Source organism: Asticcacaulis aquihabitans (assembly GCF_032490435.1).
Taxonomy (GTDB): domain Bacteria; phylum Pseudomonadota; class Alphaproteobacteria; order Caulobacterales; family Caulobacteraceae; genus Asticcacaulis.
Genome location: NZ_JAVGWM010000004.1, coordinates 497,753 through 521,994 on the forward strand (window position 1 = coordinate 497,753; position 24,242 = coordinate 521,994).

Here is a 24,242-nt window from a genome sequence, read left to right on the forward strand (position 1 = left end):
TTACAACGGCCGGCCGCCGCGCTAAGTACGGCCGCAAGAAAGTCAAGGAAACGGACCTATGGGATTATTTGGTAAGAAGCCTCTGAAAATTGGCCTGATCGGGCTCGGCAAGATCGCGGTCGATCAGCATATTCCGTCGATCCGCGCCAACAAGCACCTGCAACTGGTTGCCGGCTGTTCGCCGCGCGCCCGTCCCGAAGGTATCCAGGCCTATGACGACATGGACGCCATGATGACGGCGCACCCGGAAATCGAAGCCATTGCCATCTGTACTCCGCCGCAGATTCGTCACGAAATCGCCAAGCAGGTCATCGGCATCGGCCGTCACGTTTTCCTGGAAAAGCCGCCCGCGGCGACATTGGGTGAAGCTGAGGCGATCAAGGCCCTGGCCGCCGCCAAGGGCGTAAGTCTGCTGGCATCGTGGCATTCGCGTTTTGCCCCCGCCGTCGAAGCGACGCGCAAGTGGGTGTCGGAGCGGGAAATCAAGAGTATCACTATTCACTGGAAGGAAAATGTCCGCCAATGGCATCCGGGCCAGGCATGGATTTTCGAGCCCGGCGGTATGGGCGTCTTCGATCCCGGCATCAATTCGTTGTCCATTCTGACCCGTATATTGGCCGATGCGGTCATGGTGAAAAAGGCCGACCTGCATATTCCGGTGAATTGCGATGCGCCGATCCAGGTCGAAATGGACATGGTGACCGAAGCCGGCTTCCCGATCCGCGCCGAATACGACTTCCTGCAAACCGGCGTGCAGACCTGGAGCATCTACATCGAATCCAAGGCCTACGAAAAGCTCACCCTGTCCATGGGCGGGACCGAGCTGGAAATCGATGGCCGGACCATGATCAAGCAAAAGGAAGCCGAATATTCCGGCCTCTACGCCCATTTCCACGACCTGATCCGCAAGGGTCAATCTGACGCCGACTTCTCGCCGCTGCGTATCGTCGCCGACGCCATGCTGCTGGGTAAGCGGATCGCCGCGCCCGAATACATCGAGTAAAAGCCTTGAAATTGGCGTGGGGCTGAATAAGCAATATTATACCGCCCTGCTTGCGGGGCGGGGGACCGCACGACGCGCGTAGCGCTAGATGTGGTGGTGGGGGCCTTGCTTCGTCCGACACGCAGGCTATGGTTTCTACCATGAAACCCAACTACGATCTCGCGCGCAAAATTCGAAAGACGTTAACGCCACCCGAATATTTGCTTTGGGTGCGGTTGAAGGCGCGTAACCCCGGCAAGCCTGTGTTCCGTAGGCAGGAAGCCATTGGCCCCTATATTGCCGACTTCTATTGCAGCCAGGCCAAATTGGTCATTGAGGTCGATGGCGGGCTTCACGGTGAAGAGGACAATTTTCAACGCGACAAGGTCAGGGATGACTGGTTGAAAGCCAACGGTCTTGATGTTTATCGCATTTCGGCTGCGGCCGTATTTGTGGATGCCGATAGTGTCGCCGATGGCGTCATACTGTTGGCGATCGAGCGCATTACGGCCAGGCAAGGCCCCCACCACCACATCTCGCCAGCGTGACCGCTGTCTCGTGCGGTCCCCCGCCCCACAGGTGGGGCGGTACAAGTAAAACAGCAATCCCGCGCTGGCGGGGAAAGTTTTCGCTATTCAAAACGGCGATGAAGTGCCAAGCTGACTTGCCCAGTTGCCCCCGTTGCAAGGAACCCAGCTTGGCCAAGGATCTATTCGACGCCGCGAAGGCCGCTCTCGCGTTCAGCCATTCGCCCTATTCCCATTTTCCGGTCGGCGCGGCCATCCGTGGCGACGACGGACACATCTATAGCGGCGCCAATATCGAGAACATGGCCTTCCCGGATGGCTGGTGCGCCGAAACCACCGCGATCAGCCGGATGATCATGGGCGGCGCCAAACGCATTGCCGAAATTGCCGTTATTGCCGAAAAGACGCCTCTGTGTACGCCGTGCGGCGGGTGCCGCCAGAAGCTGTCGGAATTTGCCGGACCGGACACCCGCATCTGGCTGTGCGATGACACCGGCCCGCAAAGAAGCGTGACTATGGCCGAGCTTCTGCCGGCTGCCTTTGCCACGGATAAGCTGACCTGACGGGCAGGGCGGCGACGCGCCGCCAGACCAGCACGAAGATGGCGAAGAGGATAAGCGGCGCTATCGGCAGATGAAGCCCGACGCTAAACGTCCGCGTCAGCAGGGGCAGGAAAAAGGCCAGCAACAGCAGACTCTTCTCCCAAGGACGAAACCCGGTCTTCATGCCGGTGACGGCCAGCCAGCCGATAGGCACGGCGCTGATCAACAGATCGTATTTCAGGGAAAACGGCGTGACGAGCAGTGTTGCCGCCACACATAGCGCTCCCAAGGCATAGGCATCCGGCTTGCGGGTCAGGGCCAGGTAAGCCAGCGCGCCCAGGATGCCGGCCGCCAGCAGGGCGTGCACGCCATAGGCGACGGGCAAGGGGGCGCCGTACTGGCGCAGCGCGGCGAACAGGCTTTGCATGAGGGCCGGATCGACCAGGCCGTTATTCAGGGTCTGGCTGGCATATTGGCTGTTGGCCCAAAAGGCGGCATAGGCATCGGTGCCGAACACGATATAGGCGATCGCACAGAGAGCGGCGGCGCTTAGAGCGGTGGCGAAAAAGGTCTTCCAACGTCCGGTTACGGCAAAGGCGAGCGGCAGGACAATGGCCAGTTGCGGTTTGACAACCAGCAGCCCCAGTACCAGCCCGGCCAGGATCGGTCGTCGGTCAGCCAGCCAGAATCCGGTCGCCAATATGGCGAGGGTGAGGGCGCCGTTTTGGCCCGTGCTCATATTGATCCAGACGGCCGGAAAGGCGAGGAGCGGCATCCATTCGAGAGGGATATCGGCAACACTTCTGAGATAGGCGCGCAAGGCCGCGATACCGGCCGCAGTCGTCACACCCAGCCAGAGGCATAGCGCCACGCCGAACGGCAAGAGCGCCAGCGGGAAGCAGGCCAGCAGATAGGGGGGCGGATAGAAGAAGGCGAGGTAGCCGTGATCGCCGCCGAACAGGCTATTTTCGACCGCGCCGTGAATGTCCGGCCGCCAGGCATCGGCGGCGTGGCCGGCCAGGGCCAGTTTCGAGGCGGCGTAGAAGCTGAGGAAATCGCCGCCAAGCGGATCGGGCGTATGAAAGATAAGCGTATTGGCCACACAGATCCATATGGCCGAGACGGCGAATGCGATCAGGATCATCCAGCCATAGACGCGCGCGCGTTCGGCATTCAGCCAGTTCGCTTCGCGCACGGCGGTCAGGGACATAAAAATAGGCTCCGGATGACGACACCCGGAGCCTAAAGACAAAGCTTTGATTTAGCGTAAAGGCTTATTCGCCGTCATCGAATTCGGCTTCCAGGGCGTTGCTGCGCGACACGCGGGCGACGCGCAGGGCATTGGTCGATCCCGACTTGCCGAAGGGCATGCCGGCGACGATGACGATATCCTGGCCCGGCTCGGCAATGCCTTCGGACCGCGCCAGCTTGCTGGCGACGGCGACGGTTTCGGTCATGGAGTGGGTGAGTGGGGTCAGCACCGGATGCACACCCCAGGTCAGGGCCAGGCGGCGGGCCGTCTGCATGTTCGGCGTCAAGCCCATGATCGGGGCGGTGGGGCGTTCGCGAGCGACACGCAGGACGGTCGATGACGAATTGGTCATGGCGGCGATGGCGGCGGCGTCGATGGTTTGCGCGACCTGACGGGCGGCAGCGGCGATGGCGCCTGACGTCGTCTTTTCCGGATCGGGACGACGGCGGTCGGTCATGGTGCGCCAGCCGTCATCCTGTTCCACGCGGCCGACGATGCGGTCCATGATGGTGACCGCTTCGATCGGGAACTGGCCGGCGGCGGTTTCAGCCGACAACATGACGGCATCGGCGCCATCGAACACGGCCGTGGCCACGTCGGAGGCTTCGGCGCGGGTCGGGGTGGGGGCGGAAATCATCGACTCCAGCATCTGGGTCGCGACGATGACCGGTTTGCCGGCGGCGCGGGCGCATTGCACGATGCGCTTTTGGGCCAGGGGCACTTCTTCCGGCGGCAGTTCGACGCCCAGATCGCCACGGGCGACCATGACCGCGTCGGACAGGCGGATGATTTCATCGAGATTGTCGAGCGCCTGCGGCTTTTCGAGCTTGGACAACACCCAGGCGCGTCCCTGGATGATTTCGCGCGCCTCGATCACGTCTTCCGGACGCTGAACGAACGACAGGCCGATATATTCGACGCCGCGCGACAGGGCGAAGTCCATATCCTCGCGGTCCTTCTTGGTCAGGGCCGGAATAGGCAGGACGACGTCCGGCACATTGACGCCCTTGCGATCCGACAGGCGGCCGCCATTGACGACGATGGTTTCCAGGTGGTCTTCGCGGACATGGGTGACGCGCAGCTTAAGCTTGCCATCGTCGAGCAGCAGATGCGATCCGATCTGGGCCGCGGCGATGATTTCCGGATGCGGCAGGTTGGCGCGCGTCGAATCACCCGGGGTCGGGTTGAGGTCGAGGCGGAACGGCTGACCATTGGTCAGGACGACAGCGCCGCCCTGGAAACGGCCGACACGCAGCTTCGGACCCTGGACGTCGGCCAGGATGCCGATCGGGTGCTTCGACCGGGCTTCCAGATCGCGGATCAAATCGATATTGCGACCATGGTCTTCGTGGCTGCCGTGCGAAAAATTGAGCCGGAAAACGTCGGCGCCTGCCTGGAACAATTGTGCCAACATTTCGGCGTTCGAGCTCGCAGGCCCCAGGGTGGCAACAATCTTGGTTTTGCGGCGGCGTAGGATTTTCAAAGCGTCCCTCACGGATTTATACGACAATTCAAAGGCTTAGTCTGAACGGCCGATAGCGCTGATTTACAAGCGATTTTCGCGTGCGACAAAGCCTCTATTCTCGGAGCGGGTCAAGTCAAAATTTTGTTGCGGGCGCATCAAATGACAGCGCTGTCGATGTGGCGATTTATTATTCCGGCGAGAAAGGTGCGTTTGATTCGCCGACCGGGCGTCGCCGTCTTGTCAGACAATTCATTACGATATACCGTCGCCCCGTTGGTCAATGCAGAATTGCTGCACTGCGCAATAGTTTTCATTTGCCAAGCAACGCAAAAATGCGCTTTTTGCAATTTGATTTATTTAATCGGTGGGGGCTAGGTAGCGCCTTTCCACCCATAAACATCGTACAGGGGTAACATGTCCGAATCCAAAGCCGCAGCCAAGCCAGGAGGCAGTGGCCTCGTATTGGCGGTTGTCTATGTCACCGTGCTCTTCTTCATATGGGCGCTGGTCACCAATCTCCTCGATCCGCTCCTGAAGGCCATGAAGACGGTCTTCACCCTCAACAACCTCGAAGCCAACCTGACCGGTTTCGCCTTCTTCATCGCCTACGGGGTCATGTCTTTTCCGTCGGCGGCCCTCATGTCGAAGATCGGCTATGCCAAGTCCGTCATCGTCGGCCTTCTCGGTATTCTGGTCGGTTGTCTGATCGCGCTGGCCGCCACCAAGATCAAGATTTATCCGGTCTTCCTGGTCGCCCTGTTCACCATGGCGTCGGGTGTCACCCTGCTTCAGGTGGCCGCCAATCCGCTGATCGCCACGCTTGGCGATGCCAAGAGCTCGCACTTCCGCCTCAACCTGTCGCAAGCCTTCAACTCGCTTGGTGCGGCCTGTGGTCTGTTCTTCGGTGCGCAATTCCTGCTCGGCGGTGACATTTTCAAGCCGGATGTGGTCGTTACCGATGCCCTGCGCGCTGAGACCCTGTCCTTCGTCGGCAATGTCTATCTGTACATCGCGCTGGCCCTGGCCGCCTTCATCGTCGCCATCTGGATGGTGCGTCAGCGCATCAGCGACGCCGCGCCTAAGATGGGTCAGACCATCTCGCCCTTCCTGGCTTTGAAGTCCAAGTGGGCCAATCTGGGCGCCATCGGCATTTTCCTGTATGTCGGCGCCGAAGTTGCCATCTCGCTGAACCTGCTGTTGTTCCTCGAGCAATCCAACATTCTCAACATTCCGGCGCAAATGGCCGGCAAGCTGACCACCTTCTACATGTTGTTTGCCATGATCGGCCGTTTTGCCGGTTCGGCCTTCCTGCGCTTTGTGAAGGGCTATGTCATGCTTGGCATCTTCGCTGTTGGCGCGATCGTCCTCTGTGGCCTGATCATTGCCTCCAATGGCTCGCAACCGGCCGATCTGCATCAGGTCTTGACCGTGCCGTTCGTTGGCGTTTCGATGGAACTGACCACCGGCGTTTATATCGGCTTCGCGGCCCTGCTGGTTGGCCTGTTCAACTCGATCATGTTCCCGACCATCTTCACCCTGACGCTGGAACGTTCGACGGCGCCGACCTCGGCCACGTCGGGTCTGCTCGTCATGGCGATCGTTGGCGGCGCGTTCTTGCCGCTGGTCTTCGCTCAGATCGCTGACATGACGGGTAGCCGCCAACTGGGCTTCATTGCCCCGCTGATCTGCTACGTCTACGTCCTGTGGTTTGCCTTCGCCTCCAAGTCCGCGCCGATCCACGCGATCGACGAAGACGTGGTTGCCGGCGGTCACTAATACGACAGTCACCCTCCGAAGGCCCAATGGCGCTTTCGGAGGGTGTTTTTTATTAAATAAATATAAGAAATTAATGGGTTAAGACCTATGCTATATGTGGGCGTTGACTTCGGTGGAACAAAAATTGAGGCCGCGGCTTTGTCCGCCGAAGGGACATTCCTGGCCCGCCATCGCGAAGCCAATCCCGGCAATTACGCCGACGCCCTTAAGGTCGTATGTAACCTGATTGCCCGCGTTGAAAGCGAAGCCAAGCAGGCCGATCCGTCGCTGGCCAACCGCATAGCCACTATAGGCGTCGGTGCGCCGGGGTCCGTCAGTCCGAAAACCGGCGTGATGCGTAACGCCAACTCGGTCTGGTTGAACGGCAAGACCTTTCGCGAAGATCTCGAAGGCGCGCTCCAGCGCCCGGTCAAGCTGGCGAATGACGCCAATTGCCTGGCCCTGTCAGAAGCCATCGATGGGGCCGCGAAAGGCCATGCCAATGTTTTTGCGATTATTGTCGGCACCGGCTGCGGCGGCGGCATCGTTATCAACCACCATCTGATCGAAGGCGCCAACGGCCTGGCCGGAGAGTGGGGACACATCCCCCTGCCGTGGCCGACTGCCGAAGAGGTGTCCGCGACACAATGCTGGTGCGGTCTGAAGGGGTGCCTGGAAACCTGGGTGTCGGGTACGGGCTTCGCTCGTGATTTCCAGACCGTTACAGGTCGTGCACAAAAGGGTGAGGATATCATCGCCGCCATGCGCGCCGGCGATCCGCAGGCGGAGGCCGCGTTCGATCGCCTGATGGATCGGCTGGGGCGCGGCATGGCGATCATTGTCAATACCTTGGACCCCGATGCCTTCGTCTTTGGCGGGGGCTTGAGCAATGTTCCGGAAATCTATGAACGCCTGCCCGGCAAGATTCGCCCCTACGTGTTCAGTGACACCTGGCGGGCCGATCTGTTTCCGGCCAAGTGGGGGGATAGTTCCGGCGTCCGAGGGGCTGCCTACCTGTGGAAGCAGGGCGGGCTTTAGGATGATGACGTGGCGCACCTGGCTTTTGGCCTCCCAATGTCTGGTGGCGTCCGTGCTTGTCGCTCTGCCATGCCGGGCCCAAACATCAACACCCGCTCAAACGCCAGCTCAGGCTCAGCTTCCGCCCGCCCGGTATCATATCGTCATTCCCGGTAAGGGAACGGCAAAAAAGAAGACGGCCGCGCCCCCAGCAACGACCCAAGCAACGCCAGAGTCCGCGGCAACGCCAGCTTTGTCGGCGCCCGACACAACCCAGACGGTCTCCGAGCCGCTGCCGACCGCGCAGACGGTTCAGGCCGGTCCTCAACTCGATGTCATCGTCCCCACTACCGGCGGCCAGCTTGGCGGCCAGGCCTTGCCCGATGGCACATTTGCGTTCAAGGCCGTACCCTTCGCCAGTCCGCCGGTGGGCAAGCTGCGCTGGACGGCGCCACAGGATGTCGCCGCCTGGTCGGGCGTGCGCTTTAGCCCGGATAGCGCGCCGGCCTGTCTGCAACTGTCCTATGGCTGGAACGCGGCGGCGTCCGAGCGCAGCTCGGAAGACTGCCTCTATCTTGAAATCCGCACGGCGTCGCTGAATCATACGGCGCGCAAGCCCGTCATGGTCTTTATCCATGGCGGCGCCAACCGAGCCGGCGCGGGGGACGGTACCATTTCTTCGGCGCTCGGGCGCAAGGATGTGGTGCTGGTGTCGCTGCAATACCGGCTGGGCGTGTTTGGCTTCCTGTCGCATCCGGCCTTGACGGCGGAGCAGGGCGGCGCGTCGGGCAATTATGCCCTCATGGATCAGATCAAGGCGCTGCAATGGGTGCGCGACAATATCGCCAGCTTCGGCGGCGACCCGGACAATGTGACGATCTTCGGCCACAGCGCCGGCGGCCAGGATGTCGGGCTCCTCATGGCCAGTCCGTCGGCGCGTGGCCTGTTCCATAAGGCGATCGAGGAAAGCGGCACGCCGCAGTTTGGCTTTGCCCCCCGCACCCTGGCGCAGAACGAGGCGCTGGGCGTGGAATTGGCGGAACGGTTCAGCAAGGCACCGGCCGATGGCGCCAAGGCCTTGGCTGACTTGCGCCACGCGCCCGCCATGGCGTTACAGACGGCGGGAGACACGCTTCAGCCGCATATGGAAGACACGGGCTTTATCTGGGATGCTGCCACCGTCGATGGCCGCGTCCTGCCGAAATCCCCGGCCGACATTTTCAAAGCCGGTGAGGGCGCGCCTGTGCCGTTGATCATCGGTGTGTCGGCGCGCGAACTGACCTTGGCCGATGTCAGTGCCTCGCTATACGGATCGATCGCGACACGCTTTGGTGAGCAGCGCGGCAAGGTCCAGCGCTTTTACAAGCTCGATGTCAGCAAGACGCCCAAGCCGGATGAGGTTCTGGGCGACGTCACCATGCAGGTGTCGACCGACATCATGCTTCGCTGTCCGTCGGACTGGATGGCGCGCCAGGCGACACGCAATGGCCAGACGGCTTATCTTTATCAGCTTGATGTCGATGCCGACCCGAAAGGCACGGTCCATCACGGATCGGAACTGGCCTTCGTGTTCAATGAGCGCCCGAAAGGCGTCAAATCCGACCGCTGGCCGCCCCTGATGGACTACTGGGTGCAATTCGCCACGACGGGCGATCCGAACGGCAAGAGCCGCGACGACTGGCCGGCCTATGGTCACAAGGGCCGCTATATCGAATTTACGAAAAAAGGTGGCAAGACCCATGACGGCTTGCGCGCCGACATGTGCGCCCTACTGGACCAGCCCTAGCCGCCTGTTGTCAGAGCAGGGGCGGCGGCGTATAATAGGGCCTCTAGGCGAGACTTTCCCATGAGCAACGATCGTTCAAAACCCTGGTTTGCCCCGAAACGTTACGGCTATGGTGCCGGCCTGCCCATAACTTGGCAAGGATGGGCGCTCACCGTAGGTTATGTTTTGATTTTTATCGGCGTAATCAATTTTTCTGAACAGGATAAGCCTGGGTCTAACTTCATGTCTGTGGTGGGTATGTCGGTCTTTGTCGTCGCGACGATTGCCTATATCCTGATCTGCGCCGCCAAGACCAAGGGCGGGTGGCGTTGGCGGTGGGGCGGCAAACCGTAGCGGTTCAGTCTTTCCTTTCCCGCCCGATCTCATTAGAACGGCGGCATGAGCACTGAATTCCCGCTGTCTGGCCAGATCATCGGCGATGAGCATCATCTGCCCGTCCGTATCTATTATGAGGACACCGATTTTTCGGGTGTCGTCTACCATGCCAATTACCTGAAATATTTTGAACGCGGCCGGTCTGAATATATGCGCCTGCTGGGCGTTCACCATCACCAGCTGGCGGCGCTTGATGAGCCTCTGGCCTTTGCCGTCAGCGACATCCGGATCAAATACCGGGCGCCGGTACGTATCGATGACCTGGTCGTCGTCAAGAGCCGGCTTTTGAACGCACGCGGCGCCAGTTTCGTCATCCAGCAATGGATTGAGCGTGATGGCCTCTGCGTCGCCGACGGTGAGGTGACGGTCGTATGTATAGACCTCAAGGGCCGTCCGCGCCGTATGGCAAAGCCCTTGCTCGACGCTATAAAGCCGCAGGTTTCAGTGCGAAAAGCGCTGTAGACGCGCCATTTTATGGCCCGGTGCCATAGAAATGTCGCCAATTGTCGTGCAAGGTACGTCATATTATGGATTCACTATTCCGATTAACTCTTATTGGGGATGCGACATGAGCGTAAGTTCCGCCGCCAGTTCAGCTTCTGGAAACGCTTCAAGCGCTTTGGACTTCATCGATCTTTTCATGCATGCCGATATCGTGGTGAAAATCATCATGGTCGGCCTGGCCTTGGCGTCCTTGTGGTCGTGGGCTATCATTATTCAGAAGGTCATGGCGTTCGGTCGCGCCAACAAGGAGGCCGACGCCTTCGAAGGCGCACTGAATTCCGGCCGCGCGCTTGACGATATCGCAGCGACCCTGGGCACCCAGCCGAAGGAGCCGTTGCAAAAGCTTTTGGTGATCGTCACCAGCTCCTGGCGCGACTACAAGGGCAAGACGATGAGCGCCACTCAGGGCGACCTGCTGATCGCCCAGGCCGATCGCGAACTGAACCACGTCATTGCCAACGAGGCCGACGCTATCGAAGATGGCCTGTCGATCCTGGCCGTCATCGCCACGGCTTCGCCGTTCGTAGGCCTCTTCGGCACGGTCTGGGGTATCATGAACGCCTTTTCGGCCATTGCCTCTCAGGGCGACACCAATCTGACCACCGTCGCCCCGGCCATTTCCGAAGCCCTGTTCGCCACGGCCATGGGGTTGTTTGCCGCCATCCCGGCCTATATCGCCTTCAACCTGTTCAACGCCAAGGTCGCGCGGTTTTCGTCGCGCATGGAAGGCTTTGCCGATGAACTTATGGTCTCGTTGACCCGCCGTCTCGGCGACAAGCTGGGGAGCTGATCCATGGCCATGGGAGGTTCAGGCGGAAGCGGTGCCAAGCGTCGCGGCCGTCGTCGCGGCCGCCGCGCCGCCTTGTCGGAAATCAACGTCACACCGATGGTCGACGTGATGTTGGTGCTGCTGATCATCTTCATGATCTCCGCGCCGTTGCTCAATTCCGGCATCAAGATCGAATTGCCGAAAACCGAAGCCGCCGCCCTGAAGGATCAGGGCGACCCGATCACCGTGTCGGTGGACAAGGATGGCAATATCTACGTCAATGACGATCCGGCGAGTTACGAACAGATGGCCCCGCGCATCGAAGCCATGACGCGCGGCGATACCGATACGCCAATCTATGTGCGTGGCGCCGGCGCCGCGTCATGGGATGCCGTCGCCAAGGTGATGGGCAAGCTGTCGACGGCTGGTTTCGTCAAGATCAATCTCGTGACCGATACCCTGGGTGGCAAGAGCGCGACCTCTGCCTCCCATACGGCGGCGGTGACGCAATAGACGCATGAAGAAGTTCGGCCCGTCCTTACTGATTTCCCTGGTGCTGCACGCGGCATTGGTTCTGCTTGCCTTCATTACCTGGACCCATACGCCTAAGCCGCTGGTGGTCAATTCCGTGCCAGTGCAGGTCATTTCCGACATGCCGAGCCGGCAGATGGCAGAAGCGCCGGTCGATGAACTGGCCGTCAAGACACCCGCGCCGGTCCCTCAGCCGGAGCCTGTTCCGCCAAAGCCGACTCCTGCGCCGCCGCAACCCGTGCCGGAACCGATCAAGCCGGCGGCCAAGCCCACGCCCACGCCGCCAAAACCGACCCCGACCCCGCCTAAGCCGACGCCTCAACCGCCGAAGCCCACACCGGCGCCGCCCGACAAGAACGGCCTGAAAAAGGTCGAACCTGCGCCGGCCAAGACACCGCCGCAAAAGCAGCCGGCCAAGCCCGCGCCAAAGAAGGCGCCGGAGGATGACCTGCTTGGCCGTTTGGCCGCGACGCCGTCCCAGGCGCCGACCAAGCGTCAGGCCCAGGCGTCGACCCAAAAGACGACCGGCCAGTCAGCGCAAGGCTCCGGCCCGGCTGACGCCGGACTGAAGGCGGAGGTCAGCGCCCTGACATCGCGGCTGAACAAGCTGTGGCTGCTCAATTGCGACGTGCCGGGCAGCGATGAGGTCAGCCCCGAAATCCGCTTCACACTTTCGCCCAATGGCCGTGTTACCGATGGTCCGACCTGGGTGAACAAGCGTAACGACCCCGTGTGGCAAGCCGGGGCCAACTTGGCCATGGCCGCCGTCAACAAGGGACAGCCCAATGCTTTCCTGGGCCTGCCCGAAGGCCTCTATAACCGTCCCATCAAGATTACCTTCAACGCCCAGGCAGCCTGCCGCGGCCGCTAAAGGATTACAGACCATGAAGACAACGACAGTCATATCAAGAATGTTCGCGGCGATGGCCGGCGCCATCCTTTTGCTGTGCGTGCCCGCAATGGCCAATGCACAAAGCGAACTGACCGGCACGGTCGATTCCGGCAATATCCAGCCCTTGCCTATCGCCATTTCCATCGGCGGCACGGATGCGGCCGGTGGCGACATGGGGGCGAAAATTTCCAAGGTGGTTATGAACGACCTGGAGGGCTCCGGCTATTTCGCGCCCATCAATCCGGCGGCTTTCATCCAGACCAATCTCGACGTTGCCGTCCAGCCGGATTTCAATTCGTGGAAGACGATTAACGCGCAATATCTCTCCAACGGCCGCGCTTTTGTCGATGCCGATGGCCGTCTGCAGGTCGATTTCCGCCTGTGGGACATCTTCTCTCAGAAGCAGTTATTGGGCCAGTCCTTGACCGCAACGCCGGAAAACTGGCGCCGCATCGCCCACAAGATCGCCGACGCCATCTATGAAAAGCTGACCGGTCAGGAGGGCTATTTCGACACCCGTATCGTTTTCGTCGCCGAAAGCGGCTACCGCACGGCGCGCGTCAAGCATCTGGCCATCATGGACCAGGATGGCGCCAATCCGTCCTATCTGCCGGTCGCCGGCAACAATACCAAGGTGATGACGCCGCGGTTTTCCGCCGATAGCCAGGAAGTCGCCTATATGGCCCTGACGGCCGACAGCGCCCGCATCTATATCTACAATCTGGAAACCGGCCGTCAGGAAGCGGTTGGGCAAATTCAGGGCATGGCCTTCGCGCCGCGCTTCTCGCCTGACGGGTCCAAGCTGGCCTTTTCGGTCAGTCAGGGCGGTGCGACCAATATATATGTGATGGACCTGCGCACCCGCGCCATGACCAAGCTGACCAGCGGATCGGCGATCAACACCTCGCCGTCCTTCTCGGCCGACGGTTCGACTATCGCCTTCACCTCCGATCGCGGCGGCTCACCGCAGATTTACCTGATGAACGCCAGTGGCGGCAATGTGCGCCGTATCACCTTTGGCGGCGGCAGCTATTCGACGCCGGTCTTCAGCCCCAAGGGCGACATGATCGCCTTTACCAAGCAGTCGGGCGGCCGGTTCTCTATCGGCGTGATGGACCCCAGCGGCGGCAACGCCAAGCTCCTGACCTCCTCCTATCTTGAAGAAGGTCCGACCTGGGCGCCGAATGGTCGTTACATCATGTTCTTCCGGGAAAGCCCGGCGGGCGTGCCGTCCTTGTGGCAGGTGGAAGTCACAGGCCGCGTCGAACGTGCCGTGCCCTATGCGGGCGGGGCGTCTGACCCCGCCTGGTCGCCCCGCCTGAAGTAATTTGGCCTGAAATAATGTGGTCTGATATTGGTAACCATGTCGCGTAAGGGGAATGCAACGGTTTTGAGGTAACAAGACACTTCAATTCAGGGCATTTCCCCGCCCACAGGCTAAAAATTACCAATTGTATGGAAATTTCCCGTCTGAGGTTTGACAAAAGTTAATAGGCATATAATCGTATCTTTATGAGTTTTGTGCATAATCCCGTCACAAGACCGAGATACATTCCCCAAGACTGTTATAAACGAGAGGATTAAACATGACGGTATCCACCAAATCTGTTGCCAAGATCGCCATGGCAGCCCTTATTCTGGCCTCCGTCGCGGCCTGTACCAAAAAGGCCCAACCGGTTGTCGACACGGCGCCGCCGGCCCCTGCCGAACAACCCGCTCCTCCGCCCCCGCCGGTTCAGCAACCGGTTGCTCAGGCGCCGCTGCCGGGCATCGTTCCGGGCTCGCAGCAGGACTTCGTCGTCAATGTCGGCGACCGCGTCTATTTCGACACCGACTCCTCCAGCATCCGCGCCGACGCGCAAGGCATTCTGGCGGCTCAGGCAGCTTGGCTCGTCCGCTATCCGAACGTCAAGATCCGCATCGAAGGCAATGCCGACGAACGCGGCACGCGTGAATACAACTTCGCCCTTGGCGCCCGCCGCGCCCAGGCCGTGTCGGACTTCCTGACGGGCAAGGGTGTCGTTCCGGCCCGTATCGCGACCATCTCCTACGGCAAGGAAAGCCCGATCGACAACGGTTCGGGCGAAGATGCCTGGGCCAAGAATCGTAACGCCCACACCAGCCTGACCTCGGGCGCTCAGTAAAACCATCGCCCTACAGATACTCGGGCTGTTACTGGGGCTGTGGGTTTATTTTTCAGAAGGCCCCTTGCCGGTCGGCAGGGGGCCTTTTGTTTTGTGCCGGGCCGTAAAGATGCGGGACAGTACACCCAGGTTTAGGTTTGCTCTGAATGGATGGACTTTTTCACAAACAACGTCTTATTTCAGCCCGACTATATTGCTAACCATATTATAAATATGCTTCGATGCATCACGCTTTTCAGTACGATTGCGGCGGGGGTAGGATTACGTCATGAATCACAGTTTTAAACTTCGTTTCAACGCGCGTGGTAAGGCTGCCGCCGGCCTGTCCATACTGGCTTTGTCGCTGCCCCTGTCCATCGTGCCGCTGACGGCCATGGCGCCCACGGGTGCCCACGCGCAGATTTTCGATGACGAGGACGACAAGGAAATTCCGGGCCAGCAGCCCACCGACAACACTGTCTGGGACGCCAAGAAGCTGCAACGCCTCGACCGCAATGTCCGGAAGCTGGAACGGTCTGTGTCGCGTGTCCAGAATCAGAAAAGTCCGCCCATCCTGATCGAGCCCGACCCGGAAGTCGTGGCGCTTCAGGCCACGGTCGATACCCTGTCGCGCAAGCAGGACGATCAGGCGGCGACCATCATGACCCTGACCGGCCAGATCGAGGATCTGCAACACCAGAACCAGCAGTTGCTGCAACAGATCACCAACCAGAATGCGCGTCTCGACACCCTGGTCAAGCGTGCCGACCTGGCCGATGCCCATCTTAAGGACATTGACGCCCAATTGGCGCCGCCACCCCCGCCGCCGGCGTCGCTTGGCAATGCCGAAAGCGATTTCGAACAGGCCTTCAACCTGATGACCTCGGGTAAGGTCGATGACGCCGACCGCGCCTTCGAAGCCTTCACCACCACCTGGCCGCAATCCTCGCAATTGCCTGAAGCCTGGTTCCGTCTGGGCCAGATTCGCGCCATGAAGTCCAATGCGTCGGGGGCCGTGGCCGCCTACGCCACATCGCTTAAGGGCTGGCCCAAGACATCCTGGGCGCCGGAAGCTACGGTGAAACTGGCCCAGGCCCTGTCTGACACCAATCGTCCGACTGATGTGTGCGCCACCTTGGCCCAGTTCGAAAAGAACTATGCTAAGGCCGCGACCACAGATACCCGCTCCCTGGCCAAGACCCTGAAGGACAAGAACCGGTGCGCGGCCGCCTAAAGCCCATTGCTTTGCTGTCCTTGTCGCGCCGAAGAATCCCTTAGGCGCGGTGGGGCGCGCACCATTCCCGCATGGTTTTCCTGATCTGTCCCGTCGTCTCGATGGCGACGGCCCTTTGGGTGTTGCCGTATCGGGCGGCGGGGATTCGGTCGCCTTGCTATATATGCTGGCCGAATGGGGCCAGCGCCCGCTCCACGTCTTTTGTGTCGATCACGGCCTGAACCCGGACAGTGCGGCCTGGACCGCTTCGGTCGGGGCGCATGCCAAACGGGTAGGGGCCGACTTTACCCCGCTGCACTGGACCGGGGACAAGCCGTCTACCGGTTTGGCGGCGGCGGCACGCCGGGCGCGACATGGCCTGTTGGCCACGGCGGCGCGGCAGTCCGGCATATCTGTCCTGTGCCTGGCCCACACCGCCGATGACATAGCCGAAGCCCGGCTTATGCGGGCGCAAGGATCGAATGTAGGCGCGCCTCAGGCGTGGTCGCCTTCGCCGGTCTGGCCCGACGGTCATGGCGTTTTTCTCTATCGCCCGCTGCTCGATGTCCGGCGTGAGGCCTTGCGTGGATACCTGCGCGATGCAGGCGTGAACTGGATCGACGATCCGGCGAACGACAATCCGGCTTCCTTGCGTGCCCGCGTCCGGGCGGGCCTGCGCGGCGGTGCGGCGGCGGAGGCAGCGCCTGTGCCGTTTGCGACCGACCTGCCGGATTTGCCAGATTTTATCGATACGCAATGGGCAGACTATGGGCTGATCTCGCTTCGGGCCGATGTGATGCACGCCTTGCCATCGAACGCGGCGTTTCGGGTGCTATCGGCCGCCGTGGTTTGCGCCGGAGGGGGCGATAAGTTACCGCGTCGGGCCGAACTTGAAAATCTGCTGGCGCGTCTGCCCGCCGGCGGCGTCATGACCCTGTGCGGATCGCGGATAGAGCCCGCCGCCGACCTCATCCACATTACGCGCAACCCAGGCGATATCGAGCGGCGACCGGCTGCGGTTTCGGATCAGGTATGGGATGGCCGCTTCGTTGTGCCGGGGCATGATCTGGCCGACATAAGGCCTGTCTGCCGCGTACGCGGCGATCTTTCAGCGATGGATCGCGATGTTTTGGCTGCCTTGCCCGCCATTGTGCGCGGACATTTGCCGGTTTTGAAAAAAGAAAATGAAAGTAAACTATTGAGTGCTTACAACGTCTCCGGACTAAACTGTCTGGTTATGCCCCGCTTTTTTGCGGCGCTCGGAATGATCGAGACGGAAAGTGCGGTTGCCTGGGCGTTCGGAGGGGCTTTCGGGAGCAATTCTTGGCCCAGTCCTTGCAATTCTTGGCCTGGCCCTGGCAAACGTATGTAGCGAAACCGAACGGACCACCCTATATGGGTGACTAATGTACTGATTACCCCGCGGAGGGGTGGCCCTGTTGGGCCGTATCGAGGATAGACATTGGCATGAACCTGCGTTCAATGGCGATTATTGGGGTTATTCTGGCCTTCCTGCTCGGCATCTATGTTGTGATGAACACCAACACCCATGGGGGTCTGGTCCCTGACAGCAAGAAGCCGCAGGAGTTGGCCTATTCCGACCTGCTGGTTCAGGCGAATGGCAAGCAGATCAAGGACATCACGATTCACAACGATGAAGCGACGGGGTCCTTGGCCAATGGCACCAAGTTCCACGCCGTCATTCCGACCTATGATCATAAGGCGCTCGACGACGCCCTGGTCCAAAATGGCGTGAAGACGACGATCCAGTCGAGCCGCGCCTCGTTGCTGATGAGCGTCATCACCACCTTGCTGCCTGTTATCCTGATCATCGGCATCTGGATCTTCTTCATGCGCCAGATGCAGGGCGGCGGCCGTGGCGGCGCCATGGGATTCGGCAAGTCGAAAGCCCGCCTGCTGACCGAACACAAGAACCGCGTCACCTTTGCCGAAGTCGCCGGTGTCGAGGAAGCCAAGGAAGATTTGCAGGAAGTCGTCGATTTCCTCAAAGACCCGTCGAAGTTCCAGAAGCTGGGTGGCAAGATCCCCAAGGGCGCCCTGTTGGTCGGCCCTCCGGGTACAGGTAAGACCCTGCTGGCCCGCGCCGTCGCCGGCGAAGCCGGTGTGCCCTTCTTCTCGATTTCCGGTTCGGACTTCGTTGAAATGTTTGTCGGCGTCGGCGCTTCGCGCGTCCGCGACATGTTCGAACAGGCCAAAAAGAACGCGCCCTGCATCATCTTCATCGACGAAATCGATGCTGTCGGCCGTCACCGTGGCGCCGGTCATGGCGGTGGCAATGACGAACGTGAGCAGACCCTCAACCAGTTGCTGGTCGAGATGGATGGCTTCGAAGCCAATGAAGGCATCATCATGATTGCCGCCACCAACCGTCCCGACGTGCTGGATTCGGCCTTGCTGCGTCCCGGCCGTTTCGACCGTCAGGTCACCGTGCCCAATCCCGACCTGGTCGGCCGTGAAGCCATCCTGCGCGTGCACATGAAGAATGTCCCCCTGGCCGTCGATGTCGACGTTAAGGTGATTGCGCGCGGCACGCCCGGCTTCTCCGGGGCGGACCTGGCCAACCTCGTCAACGAAGCCGCCCTGATGGCGGCGCGCAAGGATCGCAAGCTGGTGACCATGCGCGATTTCGAAGACGCCAAGGACAAGGTGCTCATGGGCGCCGAACGCAAGTCCATGGCCATGTCGGAAGACGAAAAGAAGAATACCGCCTATCACGAAGGCGGTCACGCCATCGTCGCCCTCAAGGCGCCCGAGGCCGACCCGGTCCACAAGGCGACCATCATTCCGCGTGGTCGCGCCTTGGGCATGGTCATGCAGTTGCCGGAAGGTGACCGCTATTCGCAGAACTATGTCCAGATGACTTCGCGCCTTGCCATCCTTATGGCCGGCCGCGTCGCCGAGGAGCTGATCTTCGGTAAGGAAAAGGTCACGTCAGGCGCGTCTTCGGATATCCAGCAGGCGACCCGCCTGGCCAAGGCCATGGTGACCCGCTGGGGCTATTCGGACGAACTCGGCTTTGTCGATTACAAGCAGGGCGAAGATGAATATGGCGCGCTCGGCCGCGATACGTCGGAGGCAACTCAGCAACTGATCGACAGCGAAGTCAAGCGTCTGGTCAAGACCGGTTACGACGAGGCCAAACGCATACTGACCGAAAACCTGGAAGGGCTGCACCGCCTGGCGCGCACGTTGCTGGATCTGGAAACCCTGACCGGTGAAGAGATCGCCAAGATTTTGAATGGCGAGGAAATCGTCCGCGACGAAGACACTGGCGTTTCGATCGAGTTGAGTTCCAACTCGGCCGTGCCGGAAACAGAAGCGGTGCCATCGGCCGTACCCGTGGTCGCCTGAACGGCATAAATCGATCTGCGAAGCGGGCGGTGCGAAAGCACCGCCCGTTTTTGCTTGTCATACCATGTGCGCGGTTTAGAACCGCTTCATTGGTATTCACTTTCTCAGCTCAAACGCCGCATGGCTCGCCGCATAGGCGGCGGCGGGCAGTCGCCCTAGCCACACGTCATGGCCAAACGCCATGAGTCGAAGGTCATGACGTGTGGATCAGGACATGATCCTGAACTCCGCGATTTCGACAGGCGAATTCGACCGGGAATCGGCTGGCGGCGGAATCTTTATGGATATCGTTACAAATTCCTTACGAAATGCTGCGGCATTATCACTCTGTTAAGGACGTTCGGGTTTTTATGCAGGCTTGACCAAATGGGCGGGAGACTGACGTGACGGGCTTGCCGGGCAAGCGCGGGGCGGAACGTTCTCTCTCCAATATTTATCTACGCATCGCGCCGCAAAAGCTGGCCGTAAGACCTGGAGAGTGCCCATGCCCGCCGTCGTTCGTGGAGGCAGACGACAAGCCGCCCCGGCCGCACCGAAATCGGCAGGCAAGGCTGCGCCGCGCAGCCCGGGCAAGCGGTCGGCCGGACGCAAAGCCGCGCAGGCGGGTAAGCCCAGCGTCATAGGCGCGGTCCATATGCCGAACGAACTGACGGGCTGGCTCGCTGTCGCCGTCATCGTCGGCCTGCTTAGCGTCGTCCTGGCCACCGGCCATCGCGCCGAAGCCCTCGGTCACGCGGTTACTGACTTTGCCGACAGCCGCATGGCCGCCCTCGGCCTGCGCCTGCAAAAGATTTCGCTGGTCGGCGTCAGCCCGGAAGCCATGCCCGACGTCAAACGCGCGCTCAAGTTCGAGAAGGATCAGCCCTTCGCCCTCATGAACCTCGCAAATGTCCAGAAGGATATCGAGGCTGTGGGGTGGGTGAAGTCGGCGACCGTTCGCCGTCAGTTTCCCGGTGTGCTTATCATCGATGTTGTCGAGCGTCCGCGCCTCGCTGTCTGGCAGTATCAGGGCAAGAACACGGTCATTGACGATCAGGGCAATATCATCCCCGAAGCCATATCGACGCGCTTTCCCAACCTGCCATACGTGGTGGGCGAGGGGGCCAATGAAGCCGCGCCCGACATCATCGAGCTGATGCGCCAACGTCCGGCTCTGATGCAGAAGACCTATGCCTTGCAACGGGTCGATACGCGCCGTTGGAATATCCTGCTCAAGAATACGGCGGTCATCAAGCTGCCGGCCCTGAACCAGGAACAGGCTCTGGGTAAGCTCGATGCCCTTATGGCCCAGCAACGTGTGCTGGATCAGGGCTTCGCTTCCATTGACCTGCTCGACCCCGATGCCCTGGTGGTAGTCCCGCTCGAAGCCCACCCCAAGCCGCCCGCCGCCTGATCCGAAACCCGCCCGCAGTTAGAACAACTGGCAACAAGCAGAATCTCTCAGACTTACAGCCCATGTCCCGATTTGAAGACCGTCAAGCTGCCAAACACTTTTCCGCCACCCATGTGCAGACAAAGGGTGCGCGTCCTGCTGCCGGTGAAACGCCCGCCCGCCCGCCCGCGGCGTCTGGGCTGATCGCCTCCCTCGACCTCGGTGCGTCGAAAATCGGCTGTTTCATCATGCGTCCGGACGGCGCGCGTCAGGCAGACCAGTCGATCCGCGTGGCCGGTGTCGGCTATGTCCAGTCAAAAGGTATCCGCGCCGGTTCGGTGATCGACATGGAGGCCGCGTCCCAGGCCATCGCTCAGGCGGTTGAACGCGCCGAAGCCATGGCAAATGTGTCTATCCAGGGGGTGCGCGTCACTATTCCCGGCGCCCAAACCGCATCGCATAAGGTATCGGCCCAGGTGTCGCTGGGGCTGAAGCCCATTTCCGATCTCGATCTCAACCGCGCCATTGCCTCTGCCCTGGCTCAGGTCCGTTTTCCCAACCGTCGCGCCATTCATCTGCTGCCGGTGTCGTGGAGTGTCGACGATCAACCCGGCGTCCGCGACCCGCGCAACCTGACCGGACGCGCGCTCGGTCTTGAACTGCTGGTCGTGACCATCGACGAAAACGTCTTCAACAATATTATCCAGTGCGTTTCGCTGGCGCATCTCGAAGTCCAGGCCATTGTCTGCGCGCCGCTGGCCGCTGCCGTCGCGGCTCTGGAAGAGGACGAAAAGGAACTGGGCTGCATCTGCATCGACATGGGGGCCTCATCGACGACCGCCGCCATTTTCGCCAATGGCACCTTGGTGCATGTCGATTGCCTGAATGTCGGTGGCGCCCATGTGACCGCCGATATCGCGCGTGGCCTGTCGACCACCCTGGCCGGCGCTGAGCGGATCAAGACGCTGCATGGATCGGCCATCGCTTCCGCCAATGAAGACCGCGAAACCGTCGAAGCCCCGCCGCGTGGTGACGATCGCGGCGGCGCGCCGATCACCGTGCCGCGCTCCATCCTGAAAGGCATCATCGCCCCGCGCGTCGAGGAAACGTTTGAGCTTCTGCGTGAAAAGATCAAGGCGTCCGGCGTCCAGATCGAACCGGGAGCGGGGATCGTCCTGACCGGCGGTGCATCGCAACTGGCGGGCGTACGTGAATTGGCGATCCGCGTTTTTGACCGCCCGTGCCGTTTGGGTAAGCCGATGCGCGTGCCGCATCTGGGCGACGCCGCGGCCGGCCCGTCCTTCGCCGCTACCGCCGGCGTCATCCTGCGCACCCTCTATGGCCCACGCGATGTCGTGCCGGTCAAGAAGATCATGGCGGCCAAGATCGGCCCAAAGGACGCCCCTTCGGGCGGCACCGGAAATGTCATTGCCCGCGTCGTCGATTGGTTAAAGACCAATCTCTGATCGTCATCACCAGCCAGACCTTACTGAGCCCGACACGCCCCCAGCGTGCCGGGCTCAGTTGCATTTGGATACCTGCAAATCACTAATGGCGTACCGCGGAGACACTGGCCAAATTAACCTTCCGGAAACCTCTGCTCCCCCGATAGGCGAAAAAGACAACCCCAGTGACTCCTTCCTGACTCAATGTCCTGGTAAAAAGTCACACTTTGGTAATCTCTGTTAAAAAATCTTACTAAAACAGCTTCATTTTTATCCGACTCAAGTTAACGGGTAACCAATCGTTAAGTATATTGGTTGTCTCATGGTCTCCCGAGCATCTGGGGTCCGATAGCGTTAATCGCATCCCCTGAAGGGAGAGATTGTGAAAGGTTGGCAAGATAACATGGCAATTCATCTTTCTGCGCCTCGCGCGACTGAACTGAAGCCGCGTATCGTTGTATTTGGTGTCGGTGGTGCCGGGGGCAACGCCGTAAATAACATGATCGAAGCCGGCCTTGAGGGCGTGGAATTCGTCGTTGCAAATACCGATGCGCAGCAACTCCAGTTTTCACGCACGGATGCCCGCATCCAGTTGGGTGTCGGCATTACGCAAGGACTGGGCGCTGGCGCCCATCCCGAAGTCGGCATGACTGCCGCCGAAGAATCGAACGACGTGATCTCCGAGCACCTCGAAGGCGCTCACATGGTCTTCATCACCGCCGGCATGGGCGGCGGCACCGGCACCGGTGCGGCCCCGATCATCGCCAAGTGCGCACGTGAGCGCGGCATTCTGACGGTCGGTGTTGTCACCAAGCCCTTCACCTTCGAAGGCCGCCACCGCATGCGCTTGGCCGATGCGGGCATCTCCGAACTACAACGCTATGTCGATACCCTGATCGTCATTCCGAACCAGAATCTGTTCCGCATCGCCAATGAGCGCACGACATTCGCCGAAGCCTTCGGTATGGCCGACCAGGTTCTGCACGCCGGTGTGCGTTCCATCACCGACCTGATGGTTCTGCCCGGCCTGATCAACCTCGATTTCGCCGACGTCCGTTCGGTCATGTCCGATATGGGCAAGGCGATGATGGGCACGGGCGAAGCTTCGGGCGAAGACCGCGCGCTGCTGGCGGCCCAGAACGCCATCCAGAACCCGCTGCTCGACGAAACCTCGCTCAAAGGCGCCAAGGCTGTTCTGGTCAACGTCACCGGCGGTCTGGATATGACGCTGCACGAAGTTGACGAAGCGGCCAATGCCATTTCGTCGGAAGTCGATCCGGAAGCCAACATCATCTTTGGCGCCGCCTTCGATCCGAACCTGGAAGGCAAGCTGCGCGTTTCGGTCGTTGCCACCGGCATGGATGGCGTGGCCCTTCAGACGCCGCTGGCCACACCGGCCCGCACCGCTGCCCCGGCGCCGACCTTCGGCCTGGGATATGGCTCGCGCAATGATGCGCCTGCCGCACCCGCTCCGGCGCCTGTCGCGGCTGCACCCGTAACGCAACATGCAACGCCTGCGCCACAACCGGCACCGGCGCCTGCGCGTTCCAGCCTGTTCACCGAAACGCCAGCCGCTTCGGCTCCTGTGGCTTCGACCCCTGTGGCCCCGACCCCTGTAGCTCAGGCGCCAGCTCCGGCGGCGGAAGAGCCGCGCATTGTTGCGCGGATCGTTGATCCGTCGGTCGCGGATGAAGATTTCTCCGTGCCCACACCGGCGACCATTGCGCCGCAACCGGCTCCGGCCCGCCCGGCCGTGACACCGCAAATCCAGCGTCCGTCACCCTATGCCCATACGGCGGCCCCGCGCCCCAGCCAGCCCGCGCCGGCTCCCCGCCTGAATACCGAAGACGAGGGACGCGAATCCTTCTGGCGCGGTCTGTTCCCGCAACGTAGCGCCGCACCTGCTGCCCCCGCCGCTCCGGTGGCTCAGGCCCAGCCGCAAGCCGATGAAGCCGATCGCTACACCCCGGGCGCTGCCCCGTCGGCTGCCAAGTCGAATCTCAACCCGGCCGCCCGTGCCGAAGTTCAGCCATCTATGGAAGCCGAGGACGATCTCGAGATCCCGTCTTTCTTAAGGCGCCTCGCTAACTGATCCGTGACCTGAGGGTTTCGGCTCCGTTGAGATCAGACTGGTCTTAGGGCGCTCAATTAAATTCTAAGCAAATGGAATCCAGGCCCGCTCCGCGGACCTGGATTTTTCGTATTACATTCTGTATCTCTGGCTTATATCCCTGCCCAAATCCACCGGGTGATTTTTACCGCAAAATCATGTTAAATCCCTGTTAAGCAAGGCGTTACAAACGGAAATACAAGTTCGTTT

21 protein-coding genes are annotated in these 24,242 nt (G+C 60.8%); 19 read left to right on the top strand and 2 right to left on the bottom strand.

What is annotated here, in order from left to right:
- The first annotated feature begins 58 nt into the window (after positions 1 to 58).
- From RCJ00_RS16690 to RCJ00_RS16700, 3 genes are all read left to right on the top strand, one after another.
- Positions 59 to 1,003, top strand: coding sequence for a Gfo/Idh/MocA family protein (locus RCJ00_RS16690; protein WP_316223355.1), 945 nt, complete (start codon positions 59 to 61; stop codon positions 1,001 to 1,003).
- Positions 1,004 to 1,143: 140 nt separating this feature from the next.
- A complete protein-coding gene (locus RCJ00_RS16695; RefSeq protein ID WP_316223356.1) occupies positions 1,144 to 1,530 on the top strand; it encodes an endonuclease domain-containing protein in 387 nt (128 codons plus the stop codon).
- 149 nt (positions 1,531 to 1,679) lie between these two features.
- Complete coding sequence (locus RCJ00_RS16700; protein ID WP_316223358.1) at positions 1,680 to 2,072, top strand: cytidine deaminase; 393 nt, start codon at positions 1,680 to 1,682, stop codon at positions 2,070 to 2,072.
- Here RCJ00_RS16700 and RCJ00_RS16705 read toward each other — a convergent pair.
- Positions 2,023 to 3,261, bottom strand: coding sequence for a glycosyltransferase family 87 protein (locus RCJ00_RS16705; RefSeq protein WP_316223359.1), 1,239 nt, complete (start codon positions 3,259 to 3,261; stop codon positions 2,023 to 2,025). The genes RCJ00_RS16700 and RCJ00_RS16705 overlap by 50 nt on opposite strands.
- Positions 3,262 to 3,325: 64 nt before the next feature.
- The gene (pyk, locus tag RCJ00_RS16710; protein WP_524524940.1) at positions 3,326 to 4,780 is read right to left on the bottom strand and encodes a pyruvate kinase; all 1,455 of its coding nucleotides are present in this window, start codon (positions 4,778 to 4,780) and stop codon (positions 3,326 to 3,328) included.
- Positions 4,781 to 5,182: 402 nt separating this feature from the next.
- Here pyk and RCJ00_RS16715 point away from each other — a divergent pair, with 402 nt between their 5' ends.
- The 16 genes from RCJ00_RS16715 to ftsZ all read left to right on the top strand — a co-directional run bounded on the left by RCJ00_RS16715 (position 5,183) and on the right by ftsZ (position 24,014).
- Complete coding sequence (locus RCJ00_RS16715) at positions 5,183 to 6,544, top strand: sugar MFS transporter (RefSeq protein WP_316223361.1); 1,362 nt, start codon at positions 5,183 to 5,185, stop codon at positions 6,542 to 6,544.
- 87 nt (positions 6,545 to 6,631) lie between these two features.
- A complete protein-coding gene (locus tag RCJ00_RS16720) occupies positions 6,632 to 7,561 on the top strand; it encodes an ROK family protein (protein WP_316223362.1) in 930 nt (309 codons plus the stop codon).
- 1 nt (position 7,562) lies between these two features.
- A complete protein-coding gene (locus RCJ00_RS16725) occupies positions 7,563 to 9,326 on the top strand; it encodes a carboxylesterase family protein (RefSeq protein ID WP_316223363.1) in 1,764 nt (587 codons plus the stop codon).
- 60 nt (positions 9,327 to 9,386) lie between these two features.
- The gene (locus RCJ00_RS16730; protein WP_316223364.1) at positions 9,387 to 9,659 is read left to right on the top strand and encodes a hypothetical protein; all 273 of its coding nucleotides are present in this window, start codon (positions 9,387 to 9,389) and stop codon (positions 9,657 to 9,659) included.
- Positions 9,660 to 9,704: 45 nt separating this feature from the next.
- Complete coding sequence (gene ybgC / locus RCJ00_RS16735; protein ID WP_316223366.1) at positions 9,705 to 10,163, top strand: tol-pal system-associated acyl-CoA thioesterase; 459 nt, start codon at positions 9,705 to 9,707, stop codon at positions 10,161 to 10,163.
- 106 nt (positions 10,164 to 10,269) lie between these two features.
- Positions 10,270 to 10,995: a protein TolQ gene (gene tolQ / locus RCJ00_RS16740; protein WP_316223368.1), complete on the top strand. Its 726-nt coding sequence runs from the start codon at positions 10,270 to 10,272 to the stop codon at positions 10,993 to 10,995.
- Between the two features lie 3 nt (positions 10,996 to 10,998).
- Positions 10,999 to 11,487 carry an ExbD/TolR family protein gene (locus RCJ00_RS16745; protein ID WP_316223369.1) on the top strand — a complete coding sequence of 163 codons (489 nt, stop codon included), beginning with the start codon at positions 10,999 to 11,001 and terminating at the stop codon, positions 11,485 to 11,487.
- 4 nt (positions 11,488 to 11,491) lie between these two features.
- Positions 11,492 to 12,376: a cell envelope integrity protein TolA gene (gene tolA / locus RCJ00_RS16750; RefSeq protein WP_316223370.1), complete on the top strand. Its 885-nt coding sequence runs from the start codon at positions 11,492 to 11,494 to the stop codon at positions 12,374 to 12,376.
- Between the two features lie 13 nt (positions 12,377 to 12,389).
- Positions 12,390 to 13,724 carry a Tol-Pal system beta propeller repeat protein TolB gene (gene tolB / locus RCJ00_RS16755; RefSeq protein WP_411267552.1) on the top strand — a complete coding sequence of 445 codons (1,335 nt, stop codon included), beginning with the start codon at positions 12,390 to 12,392 and terminating at the stop codon, positions 13,722 to 13,724.
- A 259-nt stretch (positions 13,725 to 13,983) separates the two neighbouring features.
- Positions 13,984 to 14,541 carry a peptidoglycan-associated lipoprotein Pal gene (pal, locus tag RCJ00_RS16760; RefSeq protein WP_316223372.1) on the top strand — a complete coding sequence of 186 codons (558 nt, stop codon included), beginning with the start codon at positions 13,984 to 13,986 and terminating at the stop codon, positions 14,539 to 14,541.
- Positions 14,542 to 14,809: 268 nt separating this feature from the next.
- Positions 14,810 to 15,754: a tol-pal system YbgF family protein gene (locus RCJ00_RS16765; RefSeq protein ID WP_316223373.1), complete on the top strand. Its 945-nt coding sequence runs from the start codon at positions 14,810 to 14,812 to the stop codon at positions 15,752 to 15,754.
- A gap of 49 nt (positions 15,755 to 15,803) precedes the next feature.
- Positions 15,804 to 17,105, top strand: a complete 1,302-nt coding sequence (gene tilS / locus RCJ00_RS16770) for a tRNA lysidine(34) synthetase TilS (RefSeq protein ID WP_316223374.1) — start codon at positions 15,804 to 15,806, stop codon at positions 17,103 to 17,105.
- 95 nt (positions 17,106 to 17,200) lie between these two features.
- Positions 17,201 to 19,105 carry an ATP-dependent zinc metalloprotease FtsH gene (gene ftsH / locus RCJ00_RS16775; protein WP_316223375.1) on the top strand — a complete coding sequence of 635 codons (1,905 nt, stop codon included), beginning with the start codon at positions 17,201 to 17,203 and terminating at the stop codon, positions 19,103 to 19,105.
- Positions 19,106 to 19,589: 484 nt separating this feature from the next.
- Complete coding sequence (locus tag RCJ00_RS16780) at positions 19,590 to 20,498, top strand: cell division protein FtsQ/DivIB (RefSeq protein ID WP_316223376.1); 909 nt, start codon at positions 19,590 to 19,592, stop codon at positions 20,496 to 20,498.
- Positions 20,499 to 20,560: 62 nt separating this feature from the next.
- Positions 20,561 to 21,943, top strand: a complete 1,383-nt coding sequence (ftsA, locus tag RCJ00_RS16785; RefSeq protein WP_316223377.1) for a cell division protein FtsA — start codon at positions 20,561 to 20,563, stop codon at positions 21,941 to 21,943.
- A 382-nt stretch (positions 21,944 to 22,325) separates the two neighbouring features.
- The gene (gene ftsZ / locus RCJ00_RS16790; RefSeq protein WP_316223378.1) at positions 22,326 to 24,014 is read left to right on the top strand and encodes a cell division protein FtsZ; all 1,689 of its coding nucleotides are present in this window, start codon (positions 22,326 to 22,328) and stop codon (positions 24,012 to 24,014) included.
- Positions 24,015 to 24,242: the final 228 nt, after the last annotated feature.

Bases quoted from the DNA above. Each gene is read 5' to 3' on its own strand.
- ftsH (WP_316223375.1), top strand. From the start codon at position 17,201: ATGAACCTGCGTTCAATGGCGATTATTGGGGTTATTCTGGCCTTCCTG.
- ftsA (WP_316223377.1), top strand. From the start codon at position 20,561: ATGTCCCGATTTGAAGACCGTCAAGCTGCCAAACACTTTTCCGCCACC.
- RCJ00_RS16695 (WP_316223356.1), top strand. From the start codon at position 1,144: ATGAAACCCAACTACGATCTCGCGCGCAAAATTCGAAAGACGTTAACG.
- RCJ00_RS16730 (WP_316223364.1), top strand. From the start codon at position 9,387: ATGAGCAACGATCGTTCAAAACCCTGGTTTGCCCCGAAACGTTACGGC.
- RCJ00_RS16745 (WP_316223369.1), top strand. From the start codon at position 10,999: ATGGCCATGGGAGGTTCAGGCGGAAGCGGTGCCAAGCGTCGCGGCCGT.
- ftsZ (WP_316223378.1), top strand. From the start codon at position 22,326: ATGGCAATTCATCTTTCTGCGCCTCGCGCGACTGAACTGAAGCCGCGT.
- RCJ00_RS16780 (WP_316223376.1), top strand. From the start codon at position 19,590: ATGCCCGCCGTCGTTCGTGGAGGCAGACGACAAGCCGCCCCGGCCGCA.
- tolQ (WP_316223368.1), top strand. From the start codon at position 10,270: ATGAGCGTAAGTTCCGCCGCCAGTTCAGCTTCTGGAAACGCTTCAAGC.
- ybgC (WP_316223366.1), top strand. From the start codon at position 9,705: ATGAGCACTGAATTCCCGCTGTCTGGCCAGATCATCGGCGATGAGCAT.
- pal (WP_316223372.1), top strand. From the start codon at position 13,984: ATGACGGTATCCACCAAATCTGTTGCCAAGATCGCCATGGCAGCCCTT.
- RCJ00_RS16725 (WP_316223363.1), top strand. From the start codon at position 7,563: ATGATGACGTGGCGCACCTGGCTTTTGGCCTCCCAATGTCTGGTGGCG.
- RCJ00_RS16715 (WP_316223361.1), top strand. From the start codon at position 5,183: ATGTCCGAATCCAAAGCCGCAGCCAAGCCAGGAGGCAGTGGCCTCGTA.
- tolB (WP_411267552.1), top strand. From the start codon at position 12,390: ATGAAGACAACGACAGTCATATCAAGAATGTTCGCGGCGATGGCCGGC.
- tolA (WP_316223370.1), top strand. From the start codon at position 11,492: ATGAAGAAGTTCGGCCCGTCCTTACTGATTTCCCTGGTGCTGCACGCG.
- RCJ00_RS16705 (WP_316223359.1), bottom strand. From the start codon at position 3,261: ATGTCCCTGACCGCCGTGCGCGAAGCGAACTGGCTGAATGCCGAACGC.
- RCJ00_RS16765 (WP_316223373.1), top strand. From the start codon at position 14,810: ATGAATCACAGTTTTAAACTTCGTTTCAACGCGCGTGGTAAGGCTGCC.
- RCJ00_RS16720 (WP_316223362.1), top strand. From the start codon at position 6,632: ATGCTATATGTGGGCGTTGACTTCGGTGGAACAAAAATTGAGGCCGCG.
- RCJ00_RS16690 (WP_316223355.1), top strand. From the start codon at position 59: ATGGGATTATTTGGTAAGAAGCCTCTGAAAATTGGCCTGATCGGGCTC.